The following is a 22,501-nucleotide window of genomic DNA, read 5'->3' as shown; positions in this document are numbered from 1 at the left end:
GACTGTTTGATGACGCTCCGAGGAGCGTCAGCATTAAATTGCCATCATCTCAGTGCTTGGCGACCGCGGTGTTGAGCTTCAGGTAATCGAGGAGGATTCGCCCGGTTTCGCTGAGGTAAGCGTCGTCTTCCGGCTTGGTCTTGTCCGGATCGGCGGCCGCAATGGCGTCCTCGTCTTCTTTCTTCAGCTCCTTGAGCGGCTCTTCACCCTTGGCCTTGCGGCGGATGTTTTCCAGCGCCAGCTGCTTGGCCTCGATGTCGGCGTGCTGCGCCCGACGTTCGGCTTCGTTGAGGCTGACGGTTTTTTCCGCCATCAGCTTCTTGGCCAGGGCCAGCTTGTCGCGGATGAAGACGAACTCGGCGTCCTTGGCCGAGCGCACGTCATGCTCGGATTTCAGCTGCGCGAGGAACGGCTTGAACGGATCCACCGCCGGCTTGATGGCCGGGCGAATGGTGTCCCATGGCATGGCTTCGGGCAGGGCGCTTTCGCCGATTTCCTTGGTGTCGATGATCGACGGGTAATCGATGTCCGGCAGCACGCCCTGATGCTGGGTGCTCTGCCCGGAAACCCGGTAGAACTTGGCCAGGGTCAGTTTCAGCTCGCCGTGGTTGAGCGGCTGGATGGTCTGCACGGTGCCTTTGCCGAAGGTCTGGCCACCGATGATCAGGGCACGGTGATAGTCCTGCATCGCACCGGCGAAAATCTCCGAGGCCGAGGCCGAGAGACGGTTGACCAGCAGCGCCATCGGCCCTTTGTAGAAGGCGCCAGGGTTTTCATCTTCGAGCACGTCGACCCGGCCGTCGGCGTTACGCACCAGCACGGTAGGGCCCTTGTCGATGAACAGGCTGGTCAGCTCGGTGGCTTCCTGCAGGGAACCGCCGCCGTTGTTGCGCAGGTCGATAACCACGCCGTCGACCTTGTCTTTCTGCAACTCGGTCAGCAGTTTCTTCACGTCACGGGTGGTGCTCTTGTAGTCTGGATCGCCGGCACGGAAGGCCTTGAAGTCCAGGTAGAAGGCCGGGATCTCGATCACCCCGAGCTTGTAGTCCTTGCCGTCCTGCTTGAGGTTGAGGATCGACTTCTTCGCCGCCTGCTCTTCCAGCTTCACCGCTTCGCGGGTGATGGAGACGATCTTGCTGGTCTGGTCGTTCGGCGCGTTGCTCGCCGGGATGATTTCCAGGCGCACCACCGAGCCTTTCGGACCACGGATCAGCTTGACCACTTCGTCCAGGCGCCAGCCGACCACGTCGACCATTTCCTTGTCGCCCTGGGCCACGCCGATGATCTTGTCCGCCGGGGCCACCTGCTTGGTCTTGTCGGCCGGGCCGGCCGGCACCAGGCGCACGACCTTGACCTGGTCGTTGTCGCTCTGCAACACGGCGCCGATGCCTTCCAGCGACAGGCTCATGTTGATGTCGAAGTTCTCCGCGTTATCCGGCGACAGATAGTTGGTGTGCGGGTCGTAGGACATGGCGAAGGTGTTGATGTACGCCTGGAAGATATCTTCGGCGCGGGTCTGGTCCAGGCGGGCGAGCTGATTCTTGTAGCGCTTGGTCAGCGTTTCCTGAATCTGCTTGGGTTCCTTGCCGGCGATCTTCATGCGCAGGACTTCGTCCTTGACGCGCTTGCGCCACAGGTCGTCGAGTTCCGCGGTGGTCTTGAGCCACGGCGCGTCCTTGCGATCGATCAGCAAGGACTCCTTGGTGGTGAAGTCGAATTTGTCGACGCCTTTGCCCAGCTCGGCCAGGGCAAAGTCCAGGCGCGCCTTGACGCGGTCCAGGTAGCGTTTGTAAATGATGAAGCCGGCGTTCAGGTCACCGCTTTTCAGGAAGTCGTCGAACTGGGTTTTCCACTTGTCGAATTCCGCGATGTCGCTGGCCATGAAGTAGCTGCGCGACGGGTCCAGCAGCTTCAGGTAGCTGTCATAGATGATCGCCGAGCGCGCGTCGTCCAGCGGTGGCTTGCTGTAGTGATGACGCTTGAGCAGCTCGACGACATTGAGGCTGGCAATTACCTCGTCGCGATCCGGCTGAAGTTTGTCCCAGCTATTGGCTGCGAACGTATTGGTCGACATCGGCAGCAGACCGAGACCAATGAAAAGAGCGAGGGCGGTGCTGGGGAACAAATGCTTCATGCTGATTCGACGCGGGGGCAATTGATAACGCATATTAGGCCGTCTTTGAAGTCGCCGGTTCCACAAGGACCGGTCGCATAATGCAAAAAGCCCGGTGCTACAGCTCCGGGCTCAGTCCAGACTCACTATGGAGGCACTGTGAAAGCATTGCAAGGCGTTGAAGGTCATGTGGAGTGGGTTGAAGAGCCCAGTCCGACGTGCGACGTAGGACAAGTGCGAATCCGTGTGGCGGCCGCGGGACTGAACCGGGCCGACCTGTTGCAACGGGCCGGGCTCTATCCGCCGCCACCGGGCGCCAGCAAGGTGCTGGGCCTTGAGTGCTCGGGGGTGATCAGCGAGGTCGGCCCGGGTTCTGCGTGGCAGGTCGGCGATCGGGTCTGCGCACTGCTGGCCGGGGGCGGCATGGCCGAGGAAGTGGTGGTCGATGCCCGTCATGTCCTGCCGGTGCCGGAAGGGCTGTCCCTGGCGCAAGCGGCGGCGCTGCCCGAGGTGTACAGCACTGCCTGGCTGAACCTGTTCCAGCTGGCGGCCCTCAAGCCGGGGGAAAAGGTCCTGCTGCACGCCGGCGCCAGTGGTGTCGGTTCGGCCGCGATCCAGTTGTGCAAGGCATTCGGCAACCCGTGCTGGGTCAGCGTCGGTTCCGCCGACCGCCTGGCCTACTGTGAAGCGCTGGGGGCCCAGGGCGGCGTGGTGCGCACCGACGGCCTGGAAGGCCTGCGGGATTTCGGGCCGTTCGATGTGATCCTGGATCCGGTCGGCGCCAACTATGCCGCGCATAACGTCAAGCTGCTGGCCCTGGACGGGCGCTGGGTGCTGATCGGCTTGATGGGCGGGCGCGAGGCCCAGTTGGACCTGGCACAGATCCTCGGCAAGCGCATCCAGTTGCTGGGTTCGACCTTGCGCAGCCGCGACGAGCAGTTCAAGGCCGATCTGTTCAGCGACCTCAGCCAGCATATCTGGCCACTGTTCGCCGAAGGGCGCCTGAGCCCGCAGCTGGCCATGACCTTCCCGATCAAGGACGCCGAAGCAGCCTTTGCCGAGCTGGCGACCAACCAGGTGTCGGGCAAGCTGGTGCTGCTGATCGACGAGACCTTGGCCTGATCCTGTAGCCGCTGCCGAAGGCTGCGATAAGCCCGAAGGGCTTTTTAGCGATCTTCAGATCTTGCGCCCACGTTGTGGGCGATCGCAGCCTGCGGCAGCGGCTACAGAGGCACCTACTTCCACTGATGAATCGGCCAGCCGGCCTTTTCCGCGTGTTCGCGCAGTACCGGGTCCGGGTTGACCACATGCGGGTAGTCGACCTTCAGCAGCAATGGCAGGTCGTTGCGCGAGTCGGAATAGAAGCTCGCGCCTTCGAGGTTTTCTTCTTCGGCATCCAGCCATTCCAGCAGGCGGGTGACCTTGCCTTCGCGGTAGGTCAGGGTGCCCAGGGTATTGCCGCTGTAGACCCCGTGCAGCACCTCCAGCTCGATCCCCAGGACTTCATCGATGCCCAGGCGTTCGGCGATGGGCTGGACCAGGTGAGTGCCCGAGGCCGAGATCACCAGGATCCGGTCGCCGGCCTTGCGGTGTGCGGCGATGGCCTTGCAGGCATCGCTGAAAATGATCGGTTCGATCACGTCCTCGACCCAGGGGCCGACCAGGTGCCCGACCTCTTCCGGGGTGCGTCCGGCCATCGGCTCCAGGCTGAAGGCCATGAACTCCTCCATGGCCAGCTTGCCGTGGCTGTAGGCGTCCATCAGCTCGTTGTTGCGGCGCATGAAAGACTCGCTGTCGACCCAGCCCAGGCGCCCCATCTGTTCGCTCCAGAGGGTGGCGCAGTCGCCGTGGATCAGGGTCTCGTCCAGATCAAAAATTGCCAGGGCCATTAGTGCAGTTCTCTCCGAGAACAGCTTCAAGCTATAAGCTTCAAGCTGCAAGAATTGGATTTAGGTGCTTAGCAGTCTATCTATAACTTGAAGCTTGCAGCTTGTCGCTGCCGTCACGCTACTTCACAGAGGGCCGTGGGATCGATGGAAAGTGCCAGGCGTTGGCCGTCGGGGTGCAGATCGTCCGGCGAGCGGTTCAACACATCCACCACCAGTTCCACGCCACGGGCTTCGACCCGGTAGCGGATCACGTTGCCCAGCAGGCTGTGGCTGCGGATCAGCGCGTCGGGTTCGCCATCCTTGCGCAGCTCGATGGCTTCGGGACGAATCGCGATACGCCTGTTGATCGGCCGCTGCAGCAGCCTGCTGGCACTCTCGGCATCCAGCAGGTTGTAGTTGCCGATGAAGCCGGCGGCGAACACATCCACAGGTGCGGTGTAGAGCGTCTCGGCGTCGCCGCTCTGGACGATCTTGCCCTGGTTCATCAGGAAAATGCGGTCGGACATGGTCAGGGCTTCTTCCTGATCGTGAGTCACGAAAATCGTGGTCAGTCCCAGTTCGCGCTGGATCTGCCGGATCTGTTCGCGCAGGTGCTTGCGGATCCGCGCGTCCAGCGCCGACAGCGGCTCGTCCAGCAGCAACAGGCGCGGACGGGTCACCAGCGAGCGGGCCAGGGCCACGCGCTGGCACTGGCCCCCGGACAGTTGATGGGGATAACGGCTGGCGAAGTCGTGCAGTTCCACCAGGCGCAGGACTTCGAGCACGCGCTTGTGGCTCTCGTCGGCGTTGACCTTCTGCATGCGCAGGCCGAACGCCACGTTCTGCTCCACGGTCATGTTGGGGAACAGCGCATAGCTCTGGAACACCATGCCGATCCCGCGTTTTTGCGGGCTCAGGGGCACGATGTCGTGGCCGTCGAGGAGGATCTTGCCGGCGTCCACCGGGGTCAGGCCGGCGATGCAGCGCAGCAGGGTGGACTTGCCGCAGCCGGACGGGCCGAGCAGGGTGACGAATTCGCCCTTGTGGATTTCGCAGTTGATGTCGCTGAACACCGGGGTGCCACTGTAATTTTTCTGCAGGTGTTGGACGCTGACGAAGCTCATTGGCTTTTGTCCTTGTTCAAGATGTTGGCGGCCCAGGTCAGAACCAGCACAAAGAAGAAGTAGGAAATCACCAGCGCGCTGGTGAAGTGGCCGCTGCTGTTGCGCATATTGTTCAGGTAGACCTGCAGGGTTTCGTAGCGGGTGCCCACCAGGATGTTGGCGAACACGAATTCGCCGAACAGGAACGAGAACGACAGCAGCAGGGCCACCATCAGGCCCTTGCGCAGGTTCGGCAGCACCACCAGGAAAGCCGCCTGCCAGGTACTGGCGCCCAGCAGCTGGGCGGCGTCCATCAGGTCGCGCAGGTTGATCGCCTGCAGGTTATTGGTGATCGCCCGGTACATGAACGGCAGGGCCACGGTGAAGTAGCAGCCGACGAGGATCCACGGTGTGCCGACCATGGCGAACGGTCCCGAACCGTAGAGTTGCAGCAGGCCCACCGAGGACACCACCGGCGGCACCGCGAACGGCAGCAGGATCAGGATGTTCATCAGCGCATCGAGCTTTGGGAAGTGGTAGTGCACCACGAACAGCAGGGGCAGGATCAGCACCACCGACAGGATCAGGGCGCCGACGCAGACCAGCAGCGACTGGCCGAAGGCGTGCAGGAAGCGCGGGTCGCTCCACAGCTGGATGTACCACTTGAAGGTAAAGCCGCTGGGCAGGATGGTCGCCGACCAGTTGCTGGCGATGGAGTAGATCAGGGTCCCGGCCAGCGGCAGCAGGAGGATGGCGAACAGCAGGTACACCACGACCCGGTGATAGAGGGCGGCGGAGCCGGGTTCAGCGCGAGACATGGTAGCTCCTCTTCAACAGCAGCTGATGGACGATGGTCACCAGGGTCATCAGCGCCACCAGGACCACGGCCAGGGCGCTGGCCATGTTCGGGTCGAGGGAGATGTCGCCGGAAACCATGGCGGCGATGCGGATCGGCAGCACGTTGAAGTTGCCGGTGGTCAGTGCATAGACCGTGGCATAGGCGCCCAGGGCGTTGGCCAGCAGGATGACGAAGGTCCCCAGCAGCGCCGGGGTCAGCACCGGCAGGCCGATGTGGCGCCAGAACTGCCAGCCACTGGCGCCAAGCAGTGCCGCGGACTCGCGCCAGTCTTCACGCAAGGCATCGAAGGCCGGGTAGAGCAGCAGCACGCCCAGGGGGATCTGGAAGTAGGTGTAGAGGATGATCAGGCCGGTCTTGGAGTACAGGTTGAAGTCCTGAATGATCCCCGCCTGCTTGAGCATGATGGTGATGCTGCCGTTGAAGCCCAGCAGGATGATGAAGGCGAACGCCAGGGGCACGCCGGCGAAGTTGCTGGTCATGTTGGCGAAGGCGTTGACGAAGTTGCGCAGCTTCGAGTCGACCCGGCGCAGCGAGTAGCTGCCGAGAATCGCGATGACGATGCCGAACACGCTCGACCAGAAGCTGATCTCCAGGCTGTACTGGATGGCTTGCAGGTAGAACCTGGAACTGAAGATCTTGTTGAAATTGGCCAGGCCCCAGCCGAACTCTTCCGATTGCAGGCTGTTGACCAGCACCCAGAGCAGCGGGGCGATCTGGAACACGATGAAGAACAGGGCAAAGGGCAGCAGGCACAGGATCGCCAGCCATTTGCCGCGGGTGAATGCATTCACTTCAGCAACTCCCGGCATACAGGTTTGTCGTGGGGCGCGCCGAGCAATTCGCAGATGGTGCCGCACAGCTCGGTCTGATCCGGCGTGGCGACGGGGCTGAAACTGAACGCATCGCCGAGGACGAACAGCGGCACTTCCCGCTCCTCGGGCAGCAGGCCGTTGTGGGAACGGTCGTTGTTCATGCCGTGGTCGGCCGTCACCAGCACCTGGTAGCCGGCGTCGAGCCAGCCTTGCAGGTAGTCGGCGAGGATGATGTCGGCCGCGCGTGCGCTGTTGCGGTACTGCGGGCTGTCGAGGCCGTGCTTGTGGCCGGCGTCGTCGATGTTCATCGGGTGCACCAGCAGAAAGTTCGGCGCATGGCGCAGCCGCAGGTGTTCGGCGTCGGCGAACAGGTGGGAATCGGGGTAGTGGTCGTTCCAGTAGAAGTGCCCGTGCTGGATCGGCAGCTTCTTGTTGTCGGTATGCCGGTCCCGGGCCGGGTTGAACGGCGAGCGGTTGTACAACTCACTGATCCAGTGATAGGCCGCGGCGGCGGTGCCGAGCCCGGCGGCGCTGGCATAGTGGAAAATGCTGCGCTGGTTGGACAGGCGCGAGACGTTGTTGTGCACGATGCCGCTGTCCAGCGGTGGCACCCCGGTCAGGATGCATTCGTAGAGCGGTCGGGACAGGGCCGGCAGTTCGCATTCCAGCTTGTACAGCGCCGCGCGCCCCGCGCCGACGTAGGCCTGAAGGTGTCCCATGGCATGGCGGGCGACCTCATGGTTGAGGCCGTCGAGCACGACAAGGATGACGTTGTGTGACATGGGGGAGGACTCCGCAAGACAGAACAGCCCTGTAGGAGCGGAGCTTGCCCGCGATGGCTTCACTGCGGTTTAAGACAGACCGCAGTGCCTGTATCGCGGGCAAGCCTCGCTCCTACGGATGCAGCATTACTGCATGTTGATGATCACTTCTTCCTGCCATTTCTGTGGCAGGCCCTTGGAGGTTTTCTCCCAGGCGTCGGCGTCCTTGATCGGCGTGACTTTCTTGTACTGCTCGTTGGGCAGCAGGTTGGCCTGGACTTCGGCGGGCAGGGTCAGGTGCTCGGCGCGGATCGGACGGGCATTGCCGCGCGCCAGGTTGATCTGGCCGGCATCGCTGAAGATGTATTCACGGGTCAGCTTGGCCGCGTTCGGGTGCTTGGCGTATTTGTTGATGATGGTGGTGTAGCCGGAGATCACCGAACCGTCCGACGGGATCAGCACGATGTAGTCGTCCTTGTTGACCATCTTGTTGCGGTAGCTCAGGCCGTTGAAGTCCCAGACCACGCCGACTTCCACTTCACCCTTTTCCATGGTGGCGATGGTTGGGTTGGCCAGGGACAGGCGCCCCTGCTTGGCGATCTCGGCGAACATCAGCAGCGCCGGCTGGATGTTCTTTTCATCGCCGCCCTTGGCGATGGCCGCGGCCAGCACGCCGTTGGCGGCCTGGGCGGCGGTGCTCACGTCGCCGATGGAGACCTTGTATTTGCCTTTCTCCAGGTCGGCCCAGCTTTTGGGGGCTTCGGAGCCGTGCAGCAGCTTCTTGTTGATGATGAAAGCAATGGTGCCGGTGTAGGCCAGCGCCCAGTTACCGTCCTTGTCCTTGGCCCAGTCCGGGACCTGGTCCCAGGTGCTTGGCTTGTAAGGCTGGACCACGCCCTGCTTGACCGCGATCGGGCCGAAGGCCGCGCCGACGTCGCCGATGTCGGCGCTGGCGTTGTCTTTCTCGGCGGCGAACTTGGCGATCTCCTGGGCCGAGCTCATGTCGGTGTCGATGTGCTTGAGGCCGTAGTGCTTGGCCAGGTCTTCCCAGGTCCCTTTCCAGTTGGCCCAGTCGTCGGGCATGCCGACGCTGTTGACGGCGCCTTCGGCTTTCGCCGCGGCTTCCAGGGTCTTCAAGTCGGTATCGGCGGCCATGGCGGCGGTGCACAGGGCGATGGTCGAGCCTAACAGTGATGCCAGGAAAAGCTGTTTCATCCGAAGCTCCTTTGGGCGTGTTCAACGCTGTGTTTGTCTAACGTTGTTGGTCTAGGTCAGCAATACCTGAGCCAATTTAAGCCGGCTGGATGACACTTTGATGTCGGCATCAGTCCTGCAAGGCGTTTGCGAGTGTCAGGCACGGGTCTGCGAGATAAGCGTAGCCCAGGGCTAAGCAGCTGATATGAAAGGACTTGGCCAGCCAATTGCAGGTGTCTGGCACAGCGATTTGGCGGCGTTGTCATCTGTCAGTCATATGCAGTGCCTAGGCTCTCGGTGAAGGCTGAGTGCCTTTTTTCCCGGCACGTTTTGCCCTGAAACAGTGCTGGTCTAGTCCAGATAGGTAACGTTGATGCGCGAAGAGGCAGTCAAGGCGGTGACAGCCATTGGGCAGGTCCTGCAGGAACAGATCGATCACGGGTTGTTGGCACCCGGTAGCAAGCTGCCGGCCGAGCGCAAGCTCAGCGAGTTGTTCGGCACTACGCGGATTACCGTGCGCGAAGCTTTGTTGCAGTTGGAGGCCCAGGGCCAGATCTACCGCGAGGAGCGGCGCGGCTGGTTCGTCTCGCCGCCACGGCTGGCCTACAACCTGATGCAGCGCAGCCATTTTCACGCGATGGTCAGCGCCCAGGGGCGCGTGCCGTCGACCGAGATGATTTCGGCGCGCCTGCAACCGGCTTCAGCGGCGGTCTGTGCCTGGCTGCAACTGCCGGCGCTGTCCAGCGTGATCCAGATCCGTCGAGTACGGCGCATCGACGAGCGTCTGGTGCTGTATGTCGAGCACTACCTCAATCCGCAGTACTTTCCGGGCATTCTCGAGTTCGACCTGAACCAGTCGATCACCGAGCTGTATGCCCGGCACTACGACCTGCATTACGGGCGGGTGCGCTTCGAGATCGTGCCGACCTCCTTGCCGGTGGAGGCGGCCGCGGCGTTGAAGGTTTCGGCCGGCAGCCCCGGGTTGCGGATTGCCCGGGTCAATTACGACCAGCACCAGCGCCTGATCGACTGCGACCTGGAGTTCTGGCGCCACGACGCGATCCATGTCGGCGTCGATGTGGTCTGAGCCCGCTCCCGGTGCGGGAGCGAGCTTGTTCGCGATGACGCCAGGGGCCAGTCCTTAAGGTTTGGCCCCGGCAAACAGATAATCCGTGGTCAATGACGCCAGGGTACGCACGCCCACCACCAGCGCCGATTCATCGACAAAGAACCCCGGGTTGTGGTTCGGCGCGGCCTTGGCCATGTCCTGGTCCCGCGGTGTCACGCCGAGAAACACGAACAGCCCCGGTACCTCCTTGGCATAGAAGGAAAAGTCTTCCGCGCCCCCCACCAGCGGGCCCTGCACCACATCGTCCTTGGCCGCCCAGCGCAGGCTCGGCAGCATCTTTTCGGTCAGGGCCGGGTCGTTGATGGTCGGGTCGTACTTCTCGATGATGGTCACCTCGGCCTTGGCGCCGCCGCTTTCGGCGATCTTTTCCACGGTCTGGCGCACATCGCTGTGCAGCTTCTGGCGAATGCCGTAGTCGTACGAGCGGATGGTGCCGCTCATGTCCAGCGACTCGGGAATGATGTTGTAGCGCGTGCCACCGTTGATGGTGCCGATGCTGACCACCGAGGGAAACGACGAGATGTCGGTGCGGCGGCTGACCACGGTCTGCAGCCCGACTATGGCCTGGGCACCGACCGTGATCGGATCGATGCCGTCCCAGGGGCGGCCGGCGTGGGTCTGCTTGCCGAGAATCCTGATGCGCAGGTCGTCGGAGCTGGCCAGGGTCGGGCCTGGGCGGTAGGCGATGCGTCCGGCCGGAATCCCGGCCCAGACATGTAGGCCGAACACTGCGTCCGGCTTGGGCGATTTCATCACGCCTTCCTGCACCATCATCTTCGCGCCCCAGGTGTTCTTGCCGTCGGGGATGAAATCGCTCGGGCCTTCTTCGGCGGGCTGGAAATAGAACACCACGGTGCCGGGCAGGCGCTCGCGCATGTCGCTGAGGATTTTCGCCGTGCTCAGCAGGATGGCGGTGTGGGCGTCGTGGCCGCAGGCGTGCATGACGTCCACTTCCTTGTCCAGGTAGCGCCCCTTGGCCTTGGAGGCGAATGGCAGGTCCGCGACTTCCTTGACCGGCAGTGCGTCCATATCGGCGCGCAAGGCCACGGTGGGGCCGGGCAGGGCACCCTTGAGCACCGCCACCACGCCGGTGCGGGCGACGCCGGTCTTGACCTCCAGGCCCAGGGCGCGCAATTGCGTGGTTACCAGTTGTGCGGTGCGCTGTTCGGTGTTGCCGAGTTCCGGGTGGGCGTGGATATCGCGACGGGTTTCCAGCAGCACTGGCTCCAGGGCCTTGGCCTGTTCGGCGATGTGCTGGCGGGCCTGTTCCATGGCGCTGTCGTCGACAGCGTTGGCGGCCTGGCCGGACAAGGCCAGGACGCCGATCAGGCAGGCTTGGGCGATAGCGGATAGCTGCATAGGGGACTCTCTCCATGATTAGTGTTGTGCTGCTCAGGTGCCAGAACCTGTGACCGCCCCAACCCTGGAGAGTGCGGCCGCGCCCTTGCCGAGACGCGGCCGGACGCCTTACTCCTCTTGCTGGGGCCCGCCGCCGGCGGTGATCACCTGCACGCTCATGCGTGGCGTGGCCAGGTCCATTCCGGCTTCGTCGAGGTGGCGCTTGAGGGACAGGTTGAAGGCCCGTGACACCTCCCATTGCTTGATCGGCGCGGTCTTGAAGCGGGCGCGCAGAATCGCGTTGCCGGACTCGAAGCTTTCCACCCCCTGGAACTCCAGCGGCGACCAGATGTTGCGCCGTTGCAGCGGGTCGGTGCGCATCTTCTGGCCGACATCGCGCATCAGTTTGATGGCTTCGTCTATGTCCATGTTGTACGGAATGGCCACCCGGAAGATCGCGTAGCCGAACTCCCGGGAGTAGTTCTTGATGCTCTTGATTTCGCTGAACGGGATGGTGTGCACGATGCCGTCGATGTCCCGCAGGCGCACGGTGCGGATGGTCAAGCCTTCGACGGTACCCAGATGGCCGCCGACATCCACGTAGTCGTCGATGGCCAGGGAGTCCTCGATGATGATGAACAGGCCGGTGATCAGGTCGGCCACCAGCGACTGGGCGCCAAAACCGATGGCCAGGCCGATCACACCGGCACCGGCCAGCAGCGGCGTGACGTTCATGCCCATGTTCGCCAGGGCGACGATCAGGGCAATGATGAAGATCGCCACGAACAGCACGTTGCGGATCAGCGGCATCATGGTCTGCGCCCGGGCATTGGCCAGGCCTTTGCGCGAGCGGGTCAGGGCGTGGTGCACCGCGGTGTCGCTGAGGATCCAGATCAGCCAGGCGAACAGCAGGGTGCCGCCGAGGCTGAACAGCTTGACGCTGATTTCGTGGCCGTCGCCTTCGGTGAAGCGGATCAGCGACATGCCCCAGACCCGCAGGCCGAGTTCGATGAACACCAGCCACACCAGCAGGTGGGCGAGGGTGTAGAAGAAGCCTTTGAGGCGCTCGGAATACAGGGCGTGGCGTTTGTGCCCGCGCTGGGGCTTGAGGGAATGGCGGCGCACCAGGCCGTTGATCACCATGCACAGCACCAGCAGCACGGTGCAGATCAGCGACTGGCGCAGGGCCGTGCTGGTATCGCCGGCGGAAATGAAGGTGGCGAACAGGGAAATGGCCACCAGCACCAGCGCTGGCAGGTACCAGAAGGTGCCGATGATCTCGATGGTGTCGCTCAGGGCGCGGCGGGTCAGGCGGCGGGACAGCGGCTGGTTGCGGATCAGGTGAGCGATCGGCCGGCGGAAACGCAGGATGAACACCCCGGTGGACAAGGCCGCCATCACATTGGCGAAGGTGGCCGCGGTGTGCGCCAGGTGGCTGCCCAGGCTGGCGATCAACCGTGGGTCGTTCAAGGCCTCGCCGAAGGCGGCGAAACTGCCGATCAGCCACAACGGCCGGAACGCCTGGCGACGCAGGATGTACAGCGCGCGGTGACGGTTCGGACCGTCCAGCACGGAAAAGGCGATCACGCAGATCGCCGAGAAGCAGGTGCCGACCACCAGCGCATAAGCCAGGACCATGGCCAGGTCCTTGCCCAGGGACGAGGGCAGTTTGTAGGTCATGTACACGGTCATGATCAACGCGATCAGCCAGGGCCCCAGTTTGCGCAGGGCGAAGCGCAGCAGGTCCCAGGTCTTGGGGTGTTGCGGTAGTTCTTCGGTGAGGCCGAAACGCTCGCGCAGGCGGTGGCTGAGCCAGATCAGCGCCGCGGCGAGAAGGCTCCAGACCATCAGGATCAGGGCGAAGGCGAAGATGATCGGCAGCCATTCGCTGGCCGGCAGCATCAGGGCCGCCAGTTCATCCTGGGCCTGATCGAATTCGTTCGACCAGCGAGTGATCGGGCTGTCGGCGCCGGAGAACTGTTTTTCGAAGCTGGACAGGGTGCCGCCGATAAGGCCGAGCACGCCTTCTTCGGCGGGCGTCTGGGCCTTCTTCGTGGCGTCGCGGAGTTTTTTCAGGTCGGTCAGCAACTGGGTGCGTTGCTGGTCGTTTTCCAGGGACTTGATCACTTCATCCAGCGACTGCCCCAGGGGCTGCTCGGCTTGTGGCTGGGTTTTGCCGCTGTTGAGCAGGCCCGGCAAGCCCACTGCCTGGGCCGATGACAGCGGCAACAGTGTCAGGAGACAGAGAAACAGGCAGTAGGGCAGAACGGAAAGACGAGCAAACACTGGGCGGTCAACCTCAGAAAAAGCGGATCGACCGAGTGTACGAGGCAGCCAATACCAATGCGAGCCTGGACGGCGGATTTATTCGGCGAGTTTGGCGAGGATCTTGTAGATCACGGTGCCGAGGATCAGCAGCATACCGGCCCACATACTGAAGATGCCGGCGTTCTTGTCGCGGAAGTTGTAGCCGATGGCCAACAGGATCATTCCCGAGAGAATGGGAATGAGCATGGCGTGGAACGAAGACATCGAGATCATGGCGACAGCCTTGTCGGAAGGGGATAGTCCTAAGTCTAGGTGGCTTTGGCTAGGTTCGGGTTGATGTGCATCAGAAATGCTGCGGCACCCTGTAGCCGCTGCCGCTGGCTGCGATCACCTGTAAAAACAGGCGCAGGATCTTGGGATCGCTGAAGCCCTTCGGGCTTGTCGCAGCCTGCGGCGGCGGCTACATGGGGCTTACGGCAGATCGCGGCTGGCGTAGAACGCGCTCAAGACCTTCACCAGGTGGGCCAGGTCGTGGCTGCCGCACAGTTCGCGGATCGAGTGCATGGCGAAAGTCGGCAGGCCGATATCCACGGTGCGCACGCCCAGGTGGCTGGCGGTGATCGGGCCGATGGTCGAGCCACAACCCATGTCGCTGCGCACCACGAAGCTTTGCACCGGCACTTCCTCGGCCATGCACAGGTGGCGGAAGAAACCGGCGGTTTCGCTGTTGGTGGCGTAGCGCTGGTTGCTGTTGACCTTGATCACCGGGCCGGCGTTGAGTTTCGGGCCGTGGTTGGCATCGTGCTTGTCGGCGTAGTTGGGGTGCACGCCGTGGGCGTTGTCGGCCGAGACCAGCAGCGACTTCTGGATGGTACGCACGAATTCGTCGCCTTCGGGCAGCAGGCGGCGCAGGGTCTGTTCGAGCATCGGGCCGTCGGCGCCGCAGGCCGAGCAGGAGCCGACTTCTTCGTGGTCGTTGCAGACCAGCACGCAGGTTTCCTCGGTGTCGGCGTTGAGCAAGGCTTGCAGGCCGGCGTAGCAGGACAGCAGGTTGTCCAGGCGCGCGCCGGCGATGAAGTCGCCGTGCAGGCCGATCACCGCCGCGCTTTGGGTGTCGTAGAAGCTCAGCTCGTAATCGAGCACCACATCGGCGTTGAGGCCGTGTTCGCGGGCCAGCTGGTCGGTCAGCACCGCGCGGAAGTCGACCCGCTCGTCGCCGGCGAATTGCGCGAGGATCGGCGGCAACTCGGTCTGGGCATTGATGGCCCAGCCCTGGTTGGCTTCGCGATTGAGGTGAATCGCCAGGTTGGGGATGATCGCGATGGGCGCCTTGAAGTCGATCAGCTGGCTTTCAACCTTGCCGTCGCGACGGAAGGTGACGCGGCCGGCCAACGACAGGTCGCGGTCGAACCAGGGCGCCAGCAGGGCGCCGCCATAGACTTCCACGCCCAGTTGCCAGAAGCCCTGGCGTTGCAGCTCAGGTTGCGGCTTGACCCGCAGGCACGGGCTGTCGGTGTGCGCGCCGACCATGCGGATCCCGCCTTGCAGAGGCGAATGCCGCCCCAGCTTGACGGCCACGATGGAGGAGTCATTGCGGGTGACGTAGTAGCGACCGTTGGCTTCGGTGGTCCACGGCTCGCGCTCGTCGAGACGCTGGTAGCCCGCGGCCTCCAGGCGTTGTACGAGGCTGGCGGTTGCATGGAAAGGGGTAGGGGAGGCCTTGAGGAAGTCGATCAGGCCCTGGTTCAACTCTTCGCGCATAAGTAACTCCAGACAGCAGTGGCGCGAGTTTACCGTATCGGCTCGCGGCATTGCAGGCGCAATGCCGTTGAGGGAGACAACATTCATCGCGGCAGGGAAAACGGCTCAACCAGTGATCAGGTTGCCTTTGAGGAACACTTCGCGGCGTTGCTTGCGACCCACATATTCATGCTTGCTGGCCTGGTAAACCTCATTGAATTTCTCTGCGCAAATGCCCGGCAGTTGATCGAGGTACTCCTCCACCAGCACGTCGTACTGCGCTTCGGTGATCAGTTTGTAGACTTCGCGGCGATAGAAGAAACCCAACTGAAAACCCAGGGTTTCGCTGGCATGGGGCGTGATGGTCGCGAAGCAGTTCTCGAAGTCGATGGCCTTGAGCGGAGCCTGGGGGCTGATCATGATGTTGCCGGCCCAGAAATCCATGTGGGTGATGTTCTTTTGCGCGAGGGAGTGCAGCAGGCCGAATGCATCGCGGATAAAAGGCTCGATCTTGTCCGGGTTGTTACGCAACCACTGTACGCCGTCGACGTAATCATCCAGCAGGCGGGTAATGATGAAGTACTCCTGTACCAGCCCCAGGCGATCCCGGGTATAGCCGAATCCTTCAAGGTCGGACATCTGTACGCCGCGTCGCTGGGCTTCGACGGTGTTGATCAGCTCTTCCAGCGGCCAGTCGAAGCGGCCGTTGCGCTGGGGCTTGCCCAGGGTGACGCGAACTTTCGCCTTGAGCGTATCCAGAGGCTGCACCTTGGCGAACAGCGGTGTCTCGCCGGTCGCCAAGGGGGTGCTGGCGCGGGTCTGTTTGTGGGCGTGACGTTGGCGGATGAGTTGTTCGAGGGCTGTGCAGGCGTCTGCCGAAGGTTTTTCGCGAAGGTGCAGGGTGGTATTCAGAAAGCAGAAGGTGAAAGGGTAATCGCGTTGAAATGGCTGACTGCTGAGCACGAGGGCTTCCTGCCTTAATGTCGAATAGCCACTATTTTAATATTATTTTCACAAATTCATAACAAATTGTTCAGATTAATCTTCATTTCTGATCAGATTTTTCCGTGTCCGTATGCCCCTCAATCGAGGGGCGTCCCGCTACGGTGGTCGCTCTCGATCAGAACGGTGCCGGGCACTCGAAGCGCAGGCGTTCGCCACTCTGCGGATGGGTGAAGCTGAGCATGCTGGCGTGCAGGCACAGGCGTGGCCAGGCGGCCAGCGCTTGCGGATGCGCGTACAGGCCGTCGCCCAGCAGCGGGTGGCCAATGGACAGCATATGCACCCGCAACTGGTGCGAGCGCCCGGTGATCGGGGTCAGCTCGACGCGGCACCAGTCACCGCAGCGTTCCAGCACTCGCCAGAAGGTCAGGGCGTTCTTGCCGAATTCGTGGTCCACCACGTGCCGCGGTTTGGTCGGCGGGTCGTAGCGCAGTGGCAGGTCGATGCTGCCGCTGTCCAGTTCCGGCTGGCCCCAGCACAGGGCGGTGTAGGCTTTTTCGGTCTCGCGGTCGTGAAATTGCCGGGACAGTTCGCGATGGGTATCGGGGTCGCGGGCCAGCAGGATGATGCCGGAGGTTTCCCAGTCCAGGCGATGGACGATGCGGGCTTCCGGGTAGCCGTTTTCCTGCAGGCGGGTGATCAGGCAATCCTTGTTGTCATCGGCCCGGCCGGGCACGGAGAGCAGCAGGGTGGGCTTGTCCACCACCAGGACGGCGGCGTCCTGGTGAATGATGCGGATATTCGACAGCGGCATTAAAACAGCCTCGTAACAAACGCCAACGGCGGCTCGATCGACCCGGCGTCTACAGGAGCACCTGTGCTCCTGTAGAAAAACCGAGGGACCGAGCCGCCGTGGCTCCAGCCGAATCGATCAGCGATCAGGCAGGGTGATATTGAGTTCCAGGATCGAGCAGCTGCCCTGGTTTTCCAGGGCGACATGCACGTCATCGGACCCGATATTGACGTACTTGCGGATGACTTCCACCAGTTCCTTCTGCAAGGCAGGCAAGTAATCAGGGGTAGTGCGCTGGCCGCGTTCATGCGCCACGATGATCTGTAGACGCTCTTTCGCTACCGACGCGGTGCTTACTTTTTTGCTGGCACGAAAGAAGTCAAAAAGATTCATTACCTACCTCCAAACAGGCGCTCGAAGAATCCCTTCTTCTCAACATCAAGGAACCGGTGTTCCACGGTTTTACCCAGCAGACGGTCGACAGCATCGCTGTACGCCTGGCCGGCGTCGCTCTGGTCATCGAGAATCACCGGAACGCCTTGGTTGGAAGCCTTGAGTACTGCCTGGGATTCTGGAATCACGCCCAGCAGCGTTACTGCGAGAATCTCTTTGACGTCTTCGACGCCAAGCATTTCGCCGTTGCTGACGCGCGAAGGGTTGTAGCGGGTCAGCAGCAGGTGTTCCTTGATCGGGTCTTCGCCGTTCTCCGCGCGCTTGGACTTGCTGGCCAGCAGGCCCAGCATGCGGTCGGAGTCACGTACCGAGGAAACTTCCGGGTTGGTCACGACAATCGCTTCGTCGGCGAAGTACATGGCCAGGTGAGCACCTTTCTCGATACCGGCCGGGGAGTCGCAGACCACGAATTCGAAGGTTTCCTTGAGCTCCATCAGCACTTTTTCCACGCCTTCCTGGGTCAGCGCGTCTTTGTCGCGGGTCTGACTGGCGGCCAGTACGTAGAGGTTTTCCAGGCGCTTGTCTTTGATCAGGGCTTGCTGCAGGTTGGCTTCGCCGTTGACCACGTTGACGAAGTCATACACCACGCGACGTTCGCAACCCATGATCAGGTCGAGGTTACGCAAGCCGACGTCGAAGTCGACGATGACAGTTTTGTGGCCGCGCAGAGCGAGGCCGGTACCGATAGCGGCGCTGGTGGTGGTCTTACCCACACCACCCTTGCCGGATGTAACCACGAGAATCTTGGCCAAGGTGTTTCACCCCTAAGGAAAAAGGACTTTTAGCCCCTGAAAAACATCTCTTGAAAACTACTGCAGTCGGACAGCCTTGGCTGGAGGTCGGTTAACACCTGCTCCTACTTCGTTTGAGCCGTATTCGCTACGTTTTAGAGATGCTTGGAAAATGCGGCAGTATCCGTTAAAGGCGTGTGATGTTCAACACGTCACCCGACAGGCTGACCTGGACCCCGGCACCCCACAACGGATCGCGCCGCAGGTCCTCGGAAACCTTGTACTGGCCGGCGATGGACACCAGTTCAGCGCTCAATTGCTGACAGAAAATCCGTGCCTTGGTATCTCCCTTGACCCCGGCCAGCGCTCGACCGCGCATCGGGCCGTATACATGGATGTTGCCATCGGCCAGAAGTTCCGCACCCGGGCTGACCGAGGAGGTCACGACCAGATCGCCACCCTGGGCATAGATCTGCTGCCCGCCGCGTACTGGCGAAGTGATGATTCGGGTGGGCTTGATGGTCGGCTCAGGCGGCTTTTCAGGCTTTTTCCGGGCTTCGTTTTCCTGCGGTTCCAGCGGTCGTTCCCGGGCGCCGGAAGGCGGCAGCACGGGCAGGTCGACGGCGATCGCCGCGGCGATGTCTTCGATGCGGCTGGCGCGGATCGCCAGGGTGCGCAGACCATGGTGACGGCAGACGCGCATCAGGCCGGGCAGATCGACCGCGCCTTCGCTGGCCGGCAGTTTGTCCAGCGCCAGCACCAGCGGGGCGTTGCTGAAGAAATTCGGGGCTTGCGCGACCTTCGCCGCCAGTTGGCGATCGAGGCCCTCGAGGTCGTTGCGGGCCAGTTCCAGCACGGTGATGGCCAGCATGCTGCCCTTCAACTGGAACACAGGATCCAGGTCTTGCGATTCGGTTTGGCTCATGGTCGGCATAAAGCGGCTTGTCACTAAAAGTGCCGAGACTTATAACGAGAACGCCCGCGGGCCGCAAGCCGGGTCGAACCGATGTAGAATGCGCGACCTTGTTGTCTGTCCGGAATCTGTAATGGATCGCCCGCGTTTTCGAGCTGCATTTCTTTATCCCCGTTTTTGGCCGCTGTGGCTGGGCCTGGGTCTGCTATGGCTGGTGGTTCAACTGCCTTATCCGTTGCTGCTGTGGATCGGTCGTGCCCTGGGCGCGCTGATGTACCGGGTGGCCGGTGAGCGTCGGCGGATCGCCAAGCGCAACCTGGAACTGTGTTTCCCCGAAAAGTCCGCCGCCGAGCGCAAGCGCCTGCTCAAGGAAAACTTCGCCTCCACCGGCATCGCCTTTTTCGAAATGGCCATGAGCTGGTGGTGGTCCAAGCCGCGCCTGGCGCGCCTCGCCCATGTCGAAGGCCTGGAGCATCTCAAGCAGGCGCAGCTGGAAGGCAAGGGCGTGATCCTCATGGCCCTGCACTTCACCACCCTGGAGATCGGCGCCGCCTTGCTGGGCCAGCAGCACACCATCGACGGCATGTACCGCGAGCACAAGAACCCGCTGTTCGATTTCATCCAGCGTCGTGGCCGCGAGCGGCACAATCTGGATTCCCTGGCGGTGGAGCGTGAAGACGTGCGCGGCATGCTCAAGCTGCTGCGCGCCGGGCGGGCCATCTGGTACGCACCGGACCAGGATTACGGCGCCAAGCAGAGCGTGTTCGTGCCGCTGTTCGGCATCCAGGCGGCGACGGTCACCGCCACCAGTAAGTTCGCCCGGCTGGGCAAGGCCCTGGTGGTGCCTTTCACTCAGCAGCGGCTGGCCGATGGCAGTGGTTATCGGCTGGTGATTCACCCGCCGTTGCAGGATTTCCCGGGTGAGACCGAAGAGGCCGATTGCCTGCGCATCAACCAGTGGATCGAAGGTGTGCTGCGCGAGTGTCCGGAGCAGTATCTGTGGGCTCATCGGCGCTTCAAGAGCCGTCCGCCAGGCGAGCCGAAGCTGTATAAGAAGCGCGGTTGAATTTATCGCGTTAGGCTCTAGGACGAAAAGTCGGCGAGCGAAGGTCAGGCAAGGCAAAAACAGGCGAGGAACGGCCGGGGTCGCGTTCGACTTTAGGGGCCTAAATGAGCATTCCGATCGGACTCGCGCACGAGCCTGTTTTTAACGCAGCATGGCCGAGTGTAGCCACTTTTCGTACAGAGCCTAGATTGAAAGCCCTTTATCAGCGCCATGGAGTGTAGCGATGAGCCCAGCGGAACCGGTCACAGGATTGATTCTTTCCGGCGGCGGGGCTCGTGCGGCATATCAGGTGGGGGTGCTGGCGGCGATTGCCGAATTGCTGCCGGCGGGGGCGAGCAATCCCTTCCCGGTGATAGTCGGGACCTCGGCCGGGGCGATCAATGCGGTCAGCCTGGCCAGCGGCGCGCTGGATTTCACCGCGGCCATCGAGCGTCTCACGGCGTTCTGGCAGGGCTTTCGCAGCCATCAGGTGATTCGCAGCGACTGGCCCGGGGTGATCCGCCAGGCCACCCGGTTCGTTGGCCACAGCCTGCTCGGCCTGGGCGCGCAAGTGCCGGTGGCGTTGCTCAACAGCTCGCCGCTGCGGCAGTTGTTGAACGATAAATTGCAGCTGTCCGGTATTCGCCAGGCCATTGCGCAAAAGCATCTGCAGGCGGTGGCGGTCACGGCCTTCGGTTATGAATCGGGCCAGGCGGTGACCTTCTACCAGGGCGGCGGCACCATCGATGCCTGGCTGCGCCATCGGCGTATCGGCCTGCCCACCGAGCTCACGGTCGAACACTTGCTGGCCAGCTCGGCGATTCCACTGCTGTTCGCGCCGGTGAAAATCGACCAGGAGTTTTTCGGCGACGGCGCGGTGCGGCAATCGGCGCCCATCAGTCCGGCCTTGCACCTGGGGGCCAGCCGGGTGCTGGTGGTCGGGGTCAGCGGCAACCCCCGTGGCATCGATCCGCAGGCGCCCCAGCAACGCAGCTACACCGGGCAGCAGCCGACGCTGGCGCAGATCGGTGGCCACATGCTCAACAGTACGTTCATTGATAGCCTGGAGAGCGACATCGAGCTCTTGCAGCGACTCAACCAGTTCAGTCATCTGCTGCCGTCGGGCACGCCCGTCCGTACCCTGGGCGTGGCGCCGGTGGAGGTGCTGGTGATCGCCCCCAGCCAGCCGATCGACGAGATCGCCGCGCGTCACCGGCATGAGCTGCCGGCGGCATTGCGCCTGTTCCTGCGCGGGCCGGGGGCGACCAAGACCAGCGGTGCCGGGGTCTTGAGTTACCTGCTGTTCGAGGCGGGGTATTGCAGCGAATTGATCGAGCTGGGGCGCAGCGATGCCTTGGCCAAGCGCGACGAGCTGCGGCGGTTTCTGGGGTTGGCGGCAGAGGTCGCGACGGCCTGAAAGAACATCGCGAGCAGGCTCGCCTACAGGGAATTCATTATCTCTGTAGGAGCGAGCTTGCTCGCGATAGCGTTTCTGAGGGCAATGCTCAGGCCGTCAGCTTGTCATCGCGAAAATCCCGCAATGCCTGCTCGATCTCTTCCCGGGTGTTCATCACGAATGGTCCGTACTGCACGATCGGCTCGCCCAGCGGCTTGCCAGCAATCAACAGCACACGGGCGCCGACGGCACTGCTCAACTGAATCTCGCCCTGGTCGGACAGGCGCACCAGCTTGCTGCTGGCGACCGGTTGCGGATGCCCGGGCAGGTCGATCTGACCTTCATAAACGTACAGCAGGGCCCGATGCCCTGCAGGCAGCCGCGGGCTGATACTGGCGCCCGCAGGCAGGCGCAGGTCGAAGTAGTGGGGCTCGGTGTCCGGCCGTTCGACGGCGCCGGTCTGCTGCGCCTGGCCGTCATCGAAGCGGCCGGCGATCACCACCACTTCCACGCCATTGGCGGTGGTCAGGCGGGGGATGTCCTGGGGTTGAATGTCCCGGTAGCCGGCCTTGTCCAGCTTGTGCTTGCCCGGCAGGTTCAGCCAGAGCTGGAAGCCGCGCATCACACCTTCTTCCTGTTCCGGCATCTCGCTGTGGATGATGCCCTTGGCGGCGGTCATCCATTGCACGCCACCGCCTTCCAGCAGGCCGACGTTGCCCAGGTGATCCTCGTGACGCATGCGGCCTTCGAGCATGTAGGTGACGGTTTCGAAGCCGCGATGGGGATGGGGCGGGAAACCTGCGATGTAGTCGTCGGGGTTTTCCGAGCCGAATTCATCGAGCATCAGGAACGGGTCGAAGCGCTCGACACCCTGGCCACCGAAGACCCGGGTCAGTCTGACGCCGGCGCCGTCCGAAGCGGGCTGGCCGGTATGGACGCTGAGTACTGTGCGAAATTGAGTCATCGATGCAACTCCTGATCAGGTTGGGATGAGCGACATGCTATGCCAGCTCAACTGATCGATGGTTGCGAATATCGGCGCG

At 62.6% G+C, this 22,501-nt stretch carries 21 protein-coding genes; 4 read left to right on the top strand and 17 right to left on the bottom strand.

All coding sequences use genetic code 11. From position 1 onward, the window contains the following. Nucleotides 1-49: 49 nt before the first annotated feature. Nucleotides 50-2,134 carry a carboxy terminal-processing peptidase gene (locus tag AC3RCP_RS23535; RefSeq protein ID WP_007927834.1) on the bottom strand — a complete coding sequence of 695 codons (2,085 nt, stop codon included), beginning with the start codon at nucleotides 2,132-2,134 and terminating at the stop codon, nucleotides 50-52. Nucleotides 2,135-2,272: 138 nt separating this feature from the next. Between AC3RCP_RS23535 and AC3RCP_RS23530 the strand changes: the two genes are divergently transcribed. Then, the gene (locus AC3RCP_RS23530; RefSeq protein WP_492571842.1) at nucleotides 2,273-3,235 is read left to right on the top strand and encodes a zinc-binding dehydrogenase; all 963 of its coding nucleotides are present in this window, start codon (nucleotides 2,273-2,275) and stop codon (nucleotides 3,233-3,235) included. Between the two features lie 113 nt (nucleotides 3,236-3,348). Here the strand turns inward: AC3RCP_RS23530 and AC3RCP_RS23525 are convergent, their stop codons facing one another. The 6 genes from AC3RCP_RS23525 to AC3RCP_RS23500 form a co-directional block, all read right to left on the bottom strand. Further along, nucleotides 3,349-4,002: an HAD family hydrolase gene (locus AC3RCP_RS23525; RefSeq protein ID WP_009045076.1), complete on the bottom strand. Its 654-nt coding sequence runs from the start codon at nucleotides 4,000-4,002 to the stop codon at nucleotides 3,349-3,351. Between the two features lie 113 nt (nucleotides 4,003-4,115). Next, complete coding sequence (locus AC3RCP_RS23520) at nucleotides 4,116-5,105, bottom strand: ABC transporter ATP-binding protein (RefSeq protein WP_492571841.1); 990 nt, start codon at nucleotides 5,103-5,105, stop codon at nucleotides 4,116-4,118. Continuing rightward, nucleotides 5,102-5,902: an ABC transporter permease gene (locus AC3RCP_RS23515; protein ID WP_007927838.1), complete on the bottom strand. Its 801-nt coding sequence runs from the start codon at nucleotides 5,900-5,902 to the stop codon at nucleotides 5,102-5,104. The genes AC3RCP_RS23520 and AC3RCP_RS23515 overlap by 4 nt, the downstream gene beginning before the upstream one ends. After that, the gene (locus AC3RCP_RS23510; protein ID WP_492571840.1) at nucleotides 5,889-6,752 is read right to left on the bottom strand and encodes an ABC transporter permease; all 864 of its coding nucleotides are present in this window, start codon (nucleotides 6,750-6,752) and stop codon (nucleotides 5,889-5,891) included. Before AC3RCP_RS23510 ends, AC3RCP_RS23515 begins: the two co-directional genes overlap by 14 nt. Continuing rightward, nucleotides 6,731-7,537, bottom strand: coding sequence for an alkaline phosphatase family protein (locus AC3RCP_RS23505; RefSeq protein ID WP_492571839.1), 807 nt, complete (start codon nucleotides 7,535-7,537; stop codon nucleotides 6,731-6,733). The genes AC3RCP_RS23510 and AC3RCP_RS23505 overlap by 22 nt, the downstream gene beginning before the upstream one ends. Nucleotides 7,538-7,663: 126 nt before the next feature. After that, complete coding sequence (locus tag AC3RCP_RS23500; RefSeq protein ID WP_009045072.1) at nucleotides 7,664-8,731, bottom strand: ABC transporter substrate-binding protein; 1,068 nt, start codon at nucleotides 8,729-8,731, stop codon at nucleotides 7,664-7,666. Nucleotides 8,732-9,083: 352 nt separating this feature from the next. Between AC3RCP_RS23500 and phnR the strand changes: the two genes are divergently transcribed. After that, entirely contained in the window at nucleotides 9,084-9,797 is a 714-nt protein-coding gene (gene phnR / locus AC3RCP_RS23495) for a phosphonate utilization transcriptional regulator PhnR (RefSeq protein WP_009050226.1), read from the top strand. A 54-nt stretch (nucleotides 9,798-9,851) separates the two neighbouring features. On the opposite strand, the gene AC3RCP_RS23490 is transcribed toward phnR, so the two are convergent. The 9 genes from AC3RCP_RS23490 to minC all read right to left on the bottom strand — a co-directional run bounded on the left by AC3RCP_RS23490 (nucleotide 9,852) and on the right by minC (nucleotide 19,029). Next, a complete protein-coding gene (locus AC3RCP_RS23490; protein WP_492571838.1) occupies nucleotides 9,852-11,198 on the bottom strand; it encodes an amidohydrolase in 1,347 nt (448 codons plus the stop codon). A 108-nt stretch (nucleotides 11,199-11,306) separates the two neighbouring features. Beyond that, nucleotides 11,307-13,463, bottom strand: coding sequence for a mechanosensitive ion channel family protein (locus tag AC3RCP_RS23485; RefSeq protein WP_101338770.1), 2,157 nt, complete (start codon nucleotides 13,461-13,463; stop codon nucleotides 11,307-11,309). 78 nt (nucleotides 13,464-13,541) lie between these two features. Beyond that, entirely contained in the window at nucleotides 13,542-13,718 is a 177-nt protein-coding gene (locus AC3RCP_RS23480) for a hypothetical protein (protein ID WP_007927853.1), read from the bottom strand. Nucleotides 13,719-13,916: 198 nt separating this feature from the next. Continuing rightward, the gene (locus AC3RCP_RS23475; protein ID WP_007928670.1) at nucleotides 13,917-15,206 is read right to left on the bottom strand and encodes a M18 family aminopeptidase; all 1,290 of its coding nucleotides are present in this window, start codon (nucleotides 15,204-15,206) and stop codon (nucleotides 13,917-13,919) included. Between the two features lie 105 nt (nucleotides 15,207-15,311). Next, nucleotides 15,312-16,148: a hypothetical protein gene (locus tag AC3RCP_RS23470; protein WP_101338769.1), complete on the bottom strand. Its 837-nt coding sequence runs from the start codon at nucleotides 16,146-16,148 to the stop codon at nucleotides 15,312-15,314. Nucleotides 16,149-16,305: 157 nt separating this feature from the next. Then, on the bottom strand, nucleotides 16,306-16,941 hold the full coding sequence (locus AC3RCP_RS23465) for an RluA family pseudouridine synthase (RefSeq protein ID WP_007928667.1): 636 nt from the start codon (nucleotides 16,939-16,941) through the stop codon (nucleotides 16,306-16,308). Between the two features lie 117 nt (nucleotides 16,942-17,058). Next, nucleotides 17,059-17,313 carry a cell division topological specificity factor MinE gene (minE, locus tag AC3RCP_RS23460; protein WP_007928666.1) on the bottom strand — a complete coding sequence of 85 codons (255 nt, stop codon included), beginning with the start codon at nucleotides 17,311-17,313 and terminating at the stop codon, nucleotides 17,059-17,061. Next, nucleotides 17,313-18,125 carry a septum site-determining protein MinD gene (minD, locus tag AC3RCP_RS23455; protein ID WP_007928664.1) on the bottom strand — a complete coding sequence of 271 codons (813 nt, stop codon included), beginning with the start codon at nucleotides 18,123-18,125 and terminating at the stop codon, nucleotides 17,313-17,315. The genes minE and minD overlap by 1 nt, the downstream gene beginning before the upstream one ends. A 166-nt stretch (nucleotides 18,126-18,291) precedes the next feature. Beyond that, nucleotides 18,292-19,029, bottom strand: a complete 738-nt coding sequence (gene minC, locus AC3RCP_RS23450) for a septum site-determining protein MinC (protein WP_009045065.1) — start codon at nucleotides 19,027-19,029, stop codon at nucleotides 18,292-18,294. Nucleotides 19,030-19,150: 121 nt separating this feature from the next. On the opposite strand from minC, the gene AC3RCP_RS23445 reads away from it, so the two are divergent. Then, on the top strand, nucleotides 19,151-20,083 hold the full coding sequence (locus tag AC3RCP_RS23445) for a lipid A biosynthesis lauroyl acyltransferase (protein WP_038576968.1): 933 nt from the start codon (nucleotides 19,151-19,153) through the stop codon (nucleotides 20,081-20,083). Between the two features lie 223 nt (nucleotides 20,084-20,306). Then, on the top strand, nucleotides 20,307-21,479 hold the full coding sequence (locus tag AC3RCP_RS23440) for a patatin-like phospholipase family protein (RefSeq protein WP_492571837.1): 1,173 nt from the start codon (nucleotides 20,307-20,309) through the stop codon (nucleotides 21,477-21,479). A gap of 88 nt (nucleotides 21,480-21,567) precedes the next feature. On the opposite strand, the gene AC3RCP_RS23435 is transcribed toward AC3RCP_RS23440, so the two are convergent. After that, nucleotides 21,568-22,422, bottom strand: a complete 855-nt coding sequence (locus tag AC3RCP_RS23435) for a pirin family protein (RefSeq protein WP_492571836.1) — start codon at nucleotides 22,420-22,422, stop codon at nucleotides 21,568-21,570. Nucleotides 22,423-22,501 lie beyond the last annotated feature (79 nt).

Source organism: Pseudomonas sp. GW822-FHT05A08, assembly GCF_058800485.1.
The sequence above is the reverse complement of the archived record's forward strand: the minus strand, read 5'-3'. Positions and strand labels throughout refer to the sequence as shown.